At 45.4% G+C, this 11,083-nt stretch carries 9 protein-coding genes and 1 pseudogene; 3 read left to right on the top strand and 7 right to left on the bottom strand.

Annotated features, from left to right (window positions below; all coding sequences use genetic code 11):
* Positions 1-286: 286 nt before the first annotated feature.
* Both G625_RS0106135 and G625_RS0106140 read left to right on the top strand, forming a co-directional pair.
* On the top strand, positions 287-1,075 hold the full coding sequence (locus G625_RS0106135) for a hypothetical protein (RefSeq protein WP_029200415.1): 789 nt from the start codon (positions 287-289) through the stop codon (positions 1,073-1,075).
* 15 nt (positions 1,076-1,090) lie between these two features.
* Positions 1,091-1,588 (top strand): hypothetical protein, encoded by a 498-nt coding sequence (locus G625_RS0106140; protein ID WP_029200416.1) that lies wholly within the window; start codon positions 1,091-1,093, stop codon positions 1,586-1,588.
* A gap of 555 nt (positions 1,589-2,143) precedes the next feature.
* On the opposite strand, the gene G625_RS22995 is transcribed toward G625_RS0106140, so the two are convergent.
* The 5 genes from G625_RS22995 to G625_RS0106165 form a co-directional block, all read right to left on the bottom strand.
* Positions 2,144-4,843 (bottom strand): glycosyltransferase, encoded by a 2,700-nt coding sequence (locus G625_RS22995; protein ID WP_242826604.1) that lies wholly within the window; start codon positions 4,841-4,843, stop codon positions 2,144-2,146.
* Between the two features lie 168 nt (positions 4,844-5,011).
* The gene (locus tag G625_RS18650; RefSeq protein WP_044931809.1) at positions 5,012-6,016 is read right to left on the bottom strand and encodes a glycosyltransferase family 2 protein; all 1,005 of its coding nucleotides are present in this window, start codon (positions 6,014-6,016) and stop codon (positions 5,012-5,014) included.
* Positions 6,017-6,283: 267 nt separating this feature from the next.
* Positions 6,284-7,534, bottom strand: a complete 1,251-nt coding sequence (locus G625_RS0106155; RefSeq protein WP_029200417.1) for an alcohol dehydrogenase catalytic domain-containing protein — start codon at positions 7,532-7,534, stop codon at positions 6,284-6,286.
* A 248-nt stretch (positions 7,535-7,782) separates the two neighbouring features.
* Positions 7,783-9,147, bottom strand: a complete 1,365-nt coding sequence (locus G625_RS0106160) for a methyltransferase domain-containing protein (protein WP_029200418.1) — start codon at positions 9,145-9,147, stop codon at positions 7,783-7,785.
* On the bottom strand, positions 9,144-9,371 hold the full coding sequence (locus G625_RS0106165) for a hypothetical protein (protein WP_029200419.1): 228 nt from the start codon (positions 9,369-9,371) through the stop codon (positions 9,144-9,146). The genes G625_RS0106160 and G625_RS0106165 overlap by 4 nt, the downstream gene beginning before the upstream one ends.
* A 288-nt stretch (positions 9,372-9,659) precedes the next feature.
* Between G625_RS0106165 and G625_RS23315 the strand changes: the two genes are divergently transcribed.
* Positions 9,660-9,809: a hypothetical protein gene (locus G625_RS23315; protein WP_330364997.1), complete on the top strand. Its 150-nt coding sequence runs from the start codon at positions 9,660-9,662 to the stop codon at positions 9,807-9,809.
* Positions 9,810-10,243: 434 nt separating this feature from the next.
* Here G625_RS23315 and G625_RS18655 read toward each other — a convergent pair whose 3' ends face one another.
* Both G625_RS18655 and G625_RS23465 read right to left on the bottom strand, forming a co-directional pair.
* Positions 10,244-10,891: an ABC transporter permease gene (locus tag G625_RS18655; protein WP_049895762.1), complete on the bottom strand. Its 648-nt coding sequence runs from the start codon at positions 10,889-10,891 to the stop codon at positions 10,244-10,246.
* Between the two features lie 18 nt (positions 10,892-10,909).
* A pseudogene (locus G625_RS23465) lies at positions 10,910-11,083 on the bottom strand (ABC transporter substrate-binding protein); the annotation flags it as partial.

Consider the following 11,083-nt stretch of genomic DNA (forward strand, 5'->3'; position numbering starts at 1 on the left):
TCATCTACCACAAGGTGCCGGCTTGACTTAATTTCAAGGGATCTTCCTTTTGGGTCATCCGATGAGTGCTACAGACATGACCTCAAATCCGAAATTATTCTAATTGAGTCACCCGTCGTAAGGCGATTGCATGCCTCATATCAAATTTCATCCCATTTGAGCTTCCCATTGATTAAATATGGTGACTACAAATCCAAGAATAACAGATGCCCTTCAAAAATCATCATTCAAACCCCCAAATATCAGAAAACTTAACCAAAAATTCTAAAGAAACGAGGAAAAACTAATGTACAGATTGAAAGAAATGCTATTACAAGAGCAAAAACACTTGGAAGCTATACTGGCTAAGACAAGCAATAACAACAGCTCAACACCTGAAGGAAGGCTCCGCATATCAATGAATCATGGCAATGTCAGATATTACAACTGCACTAATGGTAGAGATGGAGATTATATCCCAAAGGAGAACGAACTTCTTCCACGTCAATTAGCGCAGAAAACTTATAATGATTCTATTCTTAAAGCCGCAGAGGCGCATAAAAAACTGATAGACGGCTTTCTAAAAGATTACAAAGAAAATGAAATCGAAGAACTGTTTACATCTTTACACCCTGAGAGGCAGAAGCTAATTACCCCTGTTGAACCAACCTATGCACAACTGGAACAAAAATGGTATTCAGAACCATACATAGGAAAAGATTTCAATGAAGGCACACCTGTTATTATTTCCGAAAAAGGTGAGCGAGTAAGATCAAAGTCTGAAAAGATACTTGCTGATTACTTCTACAGGAACAATATTTTATACAAATATGAAAAGCCCCTTACCTTAGCAGGATATGGAACTGTCTATCCGGACTTTACGTTTTTTTCGAAGAAACTCAAGAAGGAAATCTATTGGGAACATGAGGGAATGATGGATAACCCGGAATATGCAACAGCAGCAATAAAAAAACTTAACAACTATCAAATGAACGGAATCCTACCCGGAGAGAGGCTGATTCTTACTTTCGAGACCGAAAAAGACGTTTTAAACACAAAGATTGTAACTAATCTGGTAAATAAATATCTGAGATGACGGATTGGAAAATTAATGTCAGACATAAACAATGCTAAAAGCAACAAAAGGACTGTTGAAATAAATACAATACAATTCAGTGGGAAGAGAAAAATAGATTGGGAAGGTGTAGAAGAATATCTAAAACAGTATGTCGGGAAAAAGTATGTTATTGAAGAGACAGGTGAAACTGTGTATATCGGTTCAGATTTTCCTGATGAATACGCTAACAGTAAGGATTCTATTAAGTCCTATGGAACAACAGGAAAAGCAAAAGCAAATGCTACGCAGGCTATTCCACAACTGATACAATCATTATCAGAAATAAAATATTCCCCTAACTACGATGATAAACATGCGTCTGACGCACCTAATGGATGGTATCGTGGACCAGTTCATTTCTCAATACCTATTACAGATGATAAGGGACGGGTTACAGGAAAAAATGCTTTTCGTGGCAGAATGGTTATTAGATGTAATGCAGAAAATAAGTTGTTTCTATATGATGTCGTGACAATAAAAAAAGAAACGTAGTACCCCGCATGAGCATCTGCTGTACGGCTCGGTTTATACACCAACCACATTTCTTTCTCTGATGGCATACTACTCTAATCCCAAACGGTTGTCAAGAACAAATCTTATCTTCTCAAACGGAAACTGCCACCAGACTTAATCATGATCTGATGGCAGTTCTCATAAAAATGTGTTATGTGGGTAATAACGGAGCGGAACCTTTTGTCAAGGAAACCGCGGAATACCGGAGCGCGAATAGCGCGAGGATATGCCGCGAAAGTTCCTTGACAAAAGGTTCACAGATTATCCTAGTGTTCTGGTCAGCAAGTATGCTTGCTGGCCTGCTTCCGGCGAGGACGGGTTCGGGCAGAGCCCCGATTTCAGGGTCAAGGGACAAGTCCCTTGCGGGTTCTTAGGGCGGCGCCCTAAGCCCTCGGAGAGCCAGACGGGAGCGATATCTTCATTTCTAAGCTTCAGCAGAGCCTTTAATTTAAAAAATCTGTTCTAAACGATAGAAGCCGGAGGGCATAATACCCTCCGGTTTCTAATAATTTAGATATAACAAAATGAAAGCAATTATACTATCCCGTCCAGTATGTCCATATGGAACGGCTCGCCGACTGTCTCCTTCTCCAAATTCTTCAATGTGAAGTTCGACTTCATAAATGTAAGCGCCGGGTTATAATAAGGGTCGCCGTAACGGAGGCACTCAGGCCAGCGTTTTGCGAATTTTACTATTTCGCCGTTGAAGCGCTGTACTTTTTCCGGGGTGTCTTCCATTCCGCGGGACTTTGACTCATAGTGATAGAACTTGGCGTAAGGGTTGTAGACCACAAGCTTGCCAAAGGCGCGGACTTTCATGCAGAAGTCTACGTCGTTGAAGGCCACTGCAAGTTCTTCGGTGTAGCCACCTACCTGGTCAAATAGGTCACGTTTTGTGAGAAGACAAGCTGCAGTTACGCAGGAATAGTCCTGAACGCACTTTGCCCTATGCATATATGACAGTTCTGCGTCGTGGGTTCTTACAAAGGCAGCGCCTGCGATGCCGCCCATTCCCATGATGACGCCGGCATGCTGGATATCCTCGTCCGGGTAAAGGAGTCTTGCTCCGCAAATGCCTACATCTTCTCTCTGAACGTAGCCGATCATTTCGTCGATTGAGTCGGGGTCGATGAGTTCGATATCGTTGTTGAGGAACAGGATGTACTTTCCGCTAGTAAACTTCACGCCGAAGTTGTTGATGGCAGAGTAGTTGAAGGGTCCTTTCCACTTAACAACACGGACGGTGATTCCGACGTCAGGGGAACTTGTCACTGAAACATTATTATTTGGCGCGTCTGAGGCAGAAGCCAGTTTAGCGTCTGCATCTGATTCAGGTGCGTAATTTGCATCCTGAGCTTGTTCGGAAACAGAAGCCAATTTGGCTTCTGCATCTGATTCTGAAGGCTGATTCACTACACGAGTTTGTTCGGGGTCAGAAACCGCAGAAATGCTTGTTTCTGTTTCCGAATGAGTTGTAATTCCGTTTGATTTGGCTTTATCTGTATTTTCAGAAGAGACAGCAGGTATCTCCGTCTGCCCTTCACCCTTTATTTCTTCCGCCGTCCTCTCCACATATCCCTCTATAGGATACTGCTTCTGTATCTCAGCGTAATACTTCCATGTTTCTTCCTGGTCGGAGTTGTTCTCAACTACTATGAATTCAAGATTCTTGTAATTGCTTCCTGCCAGCGACTGAATAGCCTTATCCAGATCCGCAGTGTGATCCTTATTCGGGATGACCACTGAGATCAGGGGCTTTTCATTATCATAAATCGTATGATAGAAGCCGTAGGTGATGCCTTTTTCTACCTTTTTCACCGGAAGCCCCAGCCTCTTGCAATGGTCATATACCGCTCTTGCTCCGGCGTCAAAGGCATAAAGCTTCGCCTCCGGGTGCTGGGCGGTCGAAGCCTGGTGGGAGCGCCAATGATAAAGTGCCTTCTGTATATGGTAGATCCTCGAGCTGGTGAAGCGGCCTTCCCTGAGAAGCTTCTTGTCAGCATCACTTAAGTTCGCGAGGTCGCCGCCGATCTCTTCTCTTTCCCTCTCCTGTGCCTTTTCCGTTGCCCTCAGTATAAGGTCATGATCCTGAGCACCGTCATAAGCTTTTCTTTCATATATCTTGTGGCCGGCTTCGTCAGTCTCGGCGATTGCATCCAGGAGTTCTCTTTTCAGCACCAAAAGATGGCATACATAGTTAACGGATCTAAGCAGATCCGGGTTGTAGTCTGTCTTGAAGTGGGGCTCGAAATAGTAGGTGTCCTCGAAGTCGATCTTGTCTTCGTCGGAGTAGATCACGTCCACCTTCGGATGCTCATTTATAGCCTTTGCGCACTCAAACAGAGCATTGAGCTCCAGCTCATCGTCATGATCTGCGAGGACAATGTAGTCGCCGGTGGCCATTTCGATGGCGGCGTTAGTATTGTCGGAAATTCCCAGGTTCTTTTCGAGGATCTCGTACCTGAAGCGGGGATCCGCCTTATTAAACTCCTCGAGAACTTCCTTAGGAAGCTTGCCGTTGGCCTGAGAGCGGTCATACTTGTCGTAAGGTGTTGCGTCCGCAACGCAGACTTCGAAATTTCCGTAGGTCTGGTCCTGGATGGACTTAAGCATTTTCCTTAAGAACTTTTCGGGGGTCTCGTAAACAGGAATCACAATGGAGAACTTCGGCTGCACCGGGAGAGTTGTGTTTCTCTGCTCCTGAAGCTCCGCCTCTGTCACCTTCTGCTTTTTGTACCACTCGTTGTAATCGTAATCCTCCTGAATGCCCTTCAGGCGATGGATGGTTTTCTGGTAGAGGGCTCTGAAGCCGTGCTCCTTGAAGTAATCCCAGGCCACTTCCACTGTCTCCCAATGAAACAGCGCCAGAAGCTTTTCTCTCTTTTTGTGAGCCACTGAGTTAAAGGCTTCCAGGATCTTGTCGTCGAACTTGATCTTTTTGGTTTTTCCGTCGGCTTTGATGACCAGATATCTGACTTCGCCCTTCTGATAAGGGGTGTTAATGTCATAGCCCAGCTCCCGCTTGATGGGTCCGTGCTGCTTTTCGTAATCTTTAAAGAAGGCTTCCACCACTTCGTCTCGTCTCACGGACTCGACGATGGTGCCGGGCACGGAATTTCCCGCACCGTCCAGCACGTCGAATTCCACCGGCGTCTCCGGGTCGCTTCCGAAGGCCCAACCCAAAAATGTAATCTTGCCCTCTCTAGAGATGGCAACATCAACTTTATATCGCATCATATTTTATTCTCCGGGCAAGCTTTGCTTTTCTATGATTTAATCCATTTTTTCGCTTATTTCGACCATTTACTTTAGTGCTTGAGGTTAGCATTTTTCGTTCATATGCTTTTGATGCATTTTGGATCTAAGCATTAGCCTGCCTTTTTTCTTAATTTAAACCGTTGCTTATTCGGGTTTCACTTCCGGGGTTTGGGGGGCTTTCCCCATATCTTTGACTCCGCGGTAAATCGGCGCATCCCCAAAGTTGAGTCTTTCTTCCTCTACTACCAGAGGTCTCTTCATTACCCTCTGATTGATGGAGAGGATGTACTCGCCTAGGAGTCCGATGAAGAAGATCTGGATTGAACCAAGGAAGAGCATGCCGATAAGCATTGGCGCCATGCCGGCGGGGAAACGGTCCCACCAGATGAGCTTCATTACGAGGTAGGCTATGGCGATCAGCATGCTGATGGCGCTGCACACGCCGCCGAAGAATACCGCAACTCTAAGGCCGACTTTCGTGTAGCTGGTAAAACTGAGCATGGCGGCGTCGTAAAGGGAATACCAGTTGTTGTGGGTGATTCCGGCTCTTCTTCTGGGCTGGGTGTAGGGGATTTCCTTGCGGCGGAAACCGAGCTCGGCCACGATGCCCCTCAGGAAGGGTGTGGGGTCGTTCAGGTTTCGCATTACGTTGATGAATGCCTTGTCATAGAGTCCGAAGCCGGTGAACTGGGCGATCTGGTCTACGGAAGACATTTTTTTGATGGTCTTGTAGTAGATGCCTCTGATCCAGTACATGAGGGGATTTTCCTGGGACTGGGTCTTTACGCCGATGGCGATTTTGTAGCCTTCTTCCCAGGCTTTTACGAACTCGGGGATCATCTCCACCGGGTCCTGGAAGTCCGCCGCCATGAGCATGGTCGCGTCACCGGTTGACTGTAGCATGCCATAATATGGGCTGTTGAACTGGCCGAAGTTTTTGGCATTAAAAATGGCTTTCACGTCTTTGTCGGCGGCGCAAAGTCCTCTGATCTTCTCGCGGGTTTGGTCCTTTGAGTCGTTGTCTATGTATATGAGCTCATATCTGTAGTCGCTGAGCTTTTCCGCAAATATGGCTTTTATGGCCTCGTAAAGGGGCTCTACGTTTTCTTCTTCGTTGTAGCAGGGTACTACTATGCTGATGGTTTTCAAATTTGTTTTCCTCTGATTATTAATGCGGGGCTGATTGACTATGCTCACATTGAATTATCGGATTTCTGATTTTCCTCCAATAAATAATGCGGAGTTGGCTGACTATCAGCGCCTTAAATGTACTCGGTTTAGAATGTATCACCTACGAAAGGTGAATTCTTTCTGTTAAACACAGCGTCGATTGTACACTTAGGGGCCGTGTTTAGCAAGATGAACAGCGATTTGACTCTTATAAAAGGGTGTTGGCTTAATTCTTTGTCACAATGATCAGAATTTAACAGCTATTTTTATGGCTTTTCTGTCCTTCATGTCGTAGATGGCCTGTTCCACTTTGTCGAGGCCTTCGTATCTTTCGGTTATGAGCACACCGGGGTGGAGGTCATGCTCTTTTACGAGGCTAATGACTCTTTCCAGGTTCTCCCGCCCGCCTTTACTGAGGCTGAACTTCAGGGTTTTTCCTGCCATTCCGCGACCCATGGAGAATTTTGGGATGCGGAGGGAGTCGATGGTGGTGTTGAGGCGGTGTCCTGTGGTGTTTTTAGGAGCTCCGCTGCACGGCTGCTGCATGGTTACGGAGCAGTTTTCTTTAATTCGGTCGTTTATTTCTGTGAGGTTGCGGCATTCTTCGTCCTGAACTTCAGTGTCTGCGCCGAAGTACATGACATTGGACACAATGCCGGTTCCGTATTTCACCATGTCGATGGCCTGGGGGAGGCTGTAGTCGTCGCCGCCGCAGATGAGAACCTTGTCGGCGCCTTTTGTGGCGGTCTCCCGGAGAACATAGTTCACCACGGGGGAGCCGGTGGAGTTTACCAGGGGGTGCATGCCTTCCAGAAGAGGGCATGCTAATGTCTTGTAGTTGAGAACTTCCACCTTGCAGGTTTCGTCGCTCATGGACTCGGCGATTTTGACATTGTCGGGGCGGGAGCCTACGGCGTAGATCTTTTTTGCGCCGGCAAGTTTGCTTCCCATGATAGCGGCGAGGCCGATGGCGCCGATACCCATGACCACTACTGTATCACCCTCAGATACTGCTGCCTCTTCCACAGCTGTAAATCCGGTTTGGACCACATCAACGCACATTAAGGCGTCTTCAAGGCTCATGCCTTCCGGGATGCGGGCGAGGTTTTTGTCGGCGAAGGGCAGGTAAAAGGTGCTCTGGAAAGCGCCATCGATGGATTTTCCTATCATGTGGGCGCTGAAGTTCTGGCCTGCGTGGGCGTAGTTAATGTCTACGTCGGGCTGGCTCCAGTCGGGGGTTATGGCTGAGACGGCCACCAGGTCGCCGGGTTTGAAATCCTTGACTTCGAGGCCGATGGCCTTTACTTTTGCGATGACTTCGTGTCCGAGAGTCAGATCGGGGCGCTTGGGGCTGCCCTGCCAGATAGTGTGGACGTCAGAAGTGCATGGGGATACCAGCACCGGCTCGAGGAGCGCGCCGTGCGGGTCGATAAGTGTCGGCTCAGATTTATTAATGTATTCTATTTTTCCTTTTCCTTTTAAAACTAGGGCTTTCATTTGGTCTCCAAGTAATGAAATAAGCTAGTGTCAGTTAGAAAAAGGGTCGGTAAGCTGTATATAAGGCGCATTAAGGAACATTTTATACTCCTCGGTAAAGCTGGTGACACGTAAAAATGCAGATAAAAACAATCTGCGTGTCTATACAAACCTGTTTTGAAGGAATTTGACACGTAAAGTAACAGATATAAGCATTCTGCGTGTCATATACCAAGCCCAACCCATTTGAAAGCTGACATCATACACTATTATTTATATTCGTCTATCTTATCGGTTTTTAGAACTAAAATTCTAACGTCTGCACCATACCGCTCGCGGATGATTCCGGCGATTTCGTCGGTGTAGCCGGGGGCTACGATCAGGATTTCGTCTACCGGGTCTGTAGCGAAATGGTCAGGGGAGACGATGGGGATATGAGATGCCGGGGCATATTTTCCCTGTTTGAACTTTGCGGAATCTATGATGTATTTTACTTTTCCGCCAAGCTTTGTGGTGGCTGCAAGGGTGAAGCCCTGGTGGCTTGCTCCCCAGATGGCCATGGTTTTGTTTTCTGCTGAAAGTTGAGTCAGGTGTGCATTGACTTCCTCGTTCAAACGGTCATAACTTTCTTTTAAGAAAGAAACATCTATGAGCTGTCCGTTGTAGCGAAGATTTGTCAGGTCATCGGGATCTGTTTTTTTCACGATGATCTCGATGGTATCGCGGTTTACAAGGCGCATGTCCAAAACCTCGAAGCCGTTGTCCTGGAAAAGCTTCTGCAAAGTGAACTCTGTGTAGTTTGCGATATGGTCGTGGAGCAGCTCGTAGTAGCCGTTGTACTGAAGGATATACTCGAAGCTCGGCACAGTCACAAGCCCCAGAGCTTTCGGCTTCAGGTTATGCCAGATGTTTTGAAGCATATCTTTCGGATATGGCTGGTGTTCCAGGAAGTTGAACTGCACGAAAGCGTCGAAGGGGCCGTCGGGATAGGTGTAGTCGCCTTCGGCGAAACCCTCGTAGACGCGATAGCTCACTTTTGGAAAGTGCCCTTTATTTGTAGAGTGCTTTACTTTTGGGAAGCACTTCACTTTTATATCGAAATCGGAATTACGTACTTTTTGGGCATCGTAGTAATCTTCGGCATGAGCATTTGCCTCATCCACTAGTTCTTTTTTGTGCTCGATTCCGGTGAGCTTAAGCGGCAATGATTTCGGCTGACCTGACAGCGGATCCTTCTCCATATCTTTCTCAAGGGCTTCCGCGCCTGCTTCATCTTCAGCCAGGTTCTGCCACATGCGGAGGAACTCACCTCTGCCGCAGCCTACCTCCACTATATTTCTTCCTTTTACACTATGCTCTCTCATGTGTTCCAGGAGTCTTGCATATTCCTCGTGGCGAAGTTTAGTCATGGTGCTTGTTCCGCCGCCGGCACGGATCACATCTTTGTAATAGGATACAGGTTCGCAGTCAAACTGGACCAGACCGCATTCGGTGCATTGGCAAAGCTCTAAAGTGATGGGGTGGTCAGCATTGAGCTCATCTTTCGTCGGAATATCCTGAGCCGACGCCGGCATATCTTCGAAAGTCATAAGTTTCTTTATATCGTGCCCGCAGGCTAAACATTTCATTTTCATATGTATATATCTCCAATCAAAAACCTGTACTTGCCTTTCCCCATTCCTTCTACAGGAACGATGACTTTCAGATCTTTTTCCATCTTTTTCAAATATGAAGTTGCAGTAACCTCCGAACATCCCAGGATTTCAACCACACGGGAATTTCCAAAAACCTCTGTCCCAATTTCCTCATATAAATTCAATATGTTTTGTTTTGTTTTCTTTGAATATCCCGAATCCAAGATTTTACGCTTAAAATCTTTGGTTTCGGTTTCAATCCAAACTTTTTTCTTTGGTTTGGAACTATTCTTTATCTCATAGTATTCTTTATAACTTTATTAAATTACCATGATTTTAAAATTATTTCATCACTTTCATATTAAAATATTAAACAATACCTATCTTGCATTGTAACAGTTCAGCCGACCTTGGATTATAAATTCCTTGGTCGGCACTTTTTTTGCCCACCCCATCAACGATTTCATACACCCTCGGGTATATATATCCGGACCTTTCCTAGTCAGATTGACGTGCCTACTCTTGATAAACGTAACAATGGTCTTGTTTATGCTGCGGAACACATGAAGGGTTCACCTCTTTGTGCCATCATCCAGTTCGATTCCGGTTCCAGCGTCCGTTCACCTCTTGCCAAGGAAGCTATTCAGTGCATGAAGGGTTAAAATTTTTAAGAGGGAAGAATTTGATATATCAAATTCTTCCCTCTTAATTTTTTAATGATAAAAGGACACATTCCCCTGTTGAGTTTATACTTTCTTTATTATCTGTTAATTTTTTTATCCACAATTTTACCCTTTTTATCCATTTATTTTATGCGGTTTTTCTGGTTAATTTTCGAAAAAACTCTTCTTGAAACGAAATAAATCGCCGGATTTCCACATTTTTTCGCTTGGATTCCCCTATTATGTGGATTTTTATCCCCATAATTATTATCTAAGTAAATAATCCCTTGTATTTCAGCATCTTCTCTATTTTCTTTTCTATCATAGTTTTACTCTTTCCACCTTTTTCTCTTTTCGCGACCATATGACTAATTTCACTCAGTCCAAAAAAGGGTTTTGACGTTTGGAAATGTTTTTTATCCATCTCCTTCTTGTCAAAACCCTAAATCAGCCGTTTCAAGATATATTTTTGACTGATACAGTCCGTTTCCCACGGATCCCAGCGGCTGCCCGATAACCTCTGCAGCAACACCGCTTTTCCATGCCATTCCGAGAGCCGCCTGCAGACTGCTGTTCCAAAAAGGATAAAGAGAAGGCAGATAAATGTATAGAAGCTTCCTTAGCATCGGCATCCTGAAGACCTCTGCCATCTCCAAAAGCTTAGGGTCCGTTGACTTAAGACCGCTTAGAGTATTCAGATAAAGAAGCGGAACGACCACCAGTGCGCTGACATAAAGGGATAAAATTTTGTTGCCTGCCCAGATGAGCAGAATGATAACAAAACTCGCAACAGGAATAGCCTTCAATGTAGTGATGAAAGGTTTCAGAACATCCTCCACATACTTCTCCCTATAAGACAGCCACGCCAGTAATATACCTACGATCGAGCCGATAAAAAATCCACCCATAATCCTTACAGCCGAAAAAGTTATCGAATGCCAATATTCCCCCGTTAAAATCATTCGTTTTAAAGCCATGATTGTGTTAACGGGGCCTGCAAGCATTATGTTGTTATGTACCAGAAGGCTTGTCATCTGCCATATCAAAAGCCAGAAAACCACGATTAAAGATTTCTTAAACATACCCGTGGTGTGTCCTTTTTACGCAGTTTTGTAGAAATCTTCTCCGGGAAGCTTTCCGCCTACTGACTTAGGATTCTGATCAAAGAGAACCTGAAGATATCCGGAAAGATTTGTCTTCATTTCATCACCTGTTATTGCAACGATATTACAGTTCGGTATGGCTTTTGCCGCAATGGGTGCCTTTGCTATGAT

Origin of the sequence: Oribacterium sp. NK2B42 (assembly GCF_000424445.1) — a bacterium.
Taxonomy (GTDB): domain Bacteria; phylum Bacillota; class Clostridia; order Lachnospirales; family Lachnospiraceae; genus Oribacterium.

Excerpts from the sequence above, each read along its gene's own strand:
- G625_RS0106135 (WP_029200415.1), top strand. The coding sequence starts at position 287 with ATGTACAGATTGAAAGAAATGCTATTACAAGAGCAAAAACACTTGGAA.
- G625_RS0106140 (WP_029200416.1), top strand. The coding sequence starts at position 1,091 with ATGTCAGACATAAACAATGCTAAAAGCAACAAAAGGACTGTTGAAATA.
- G625_RS22995 (WP_242826604.1), bottom strand. The coding sequence starts at position 4,843 with ATGCGATATAAAGTTGATGTTGCCATCTCTAGAGAGGGCAAGATTACA.
- G625_RS0106155 (WP_029200417.1), bottom strand. The coding sequence starts at position 7,534 with ATGAAAGCCCTAGTTTTAAAAGGAAAAGGAAAAATAGAATACATTAAT.
- G625_RS0106160 (WP_029200418.1), bottom strand. The coding sequence starts at position 9,147 with ATGAAAATGAAATGTTTAGCCTGCGGGCACGATATAAAGAAACTTATG.
- G625_RS18655 (WP_049895762.1), bottom strand. The coding sequence starts at position 10,891 with ATGTTTAAGAAATCTTTAATCGTGGTTTTCTGGCTTTTGATATGGCAG.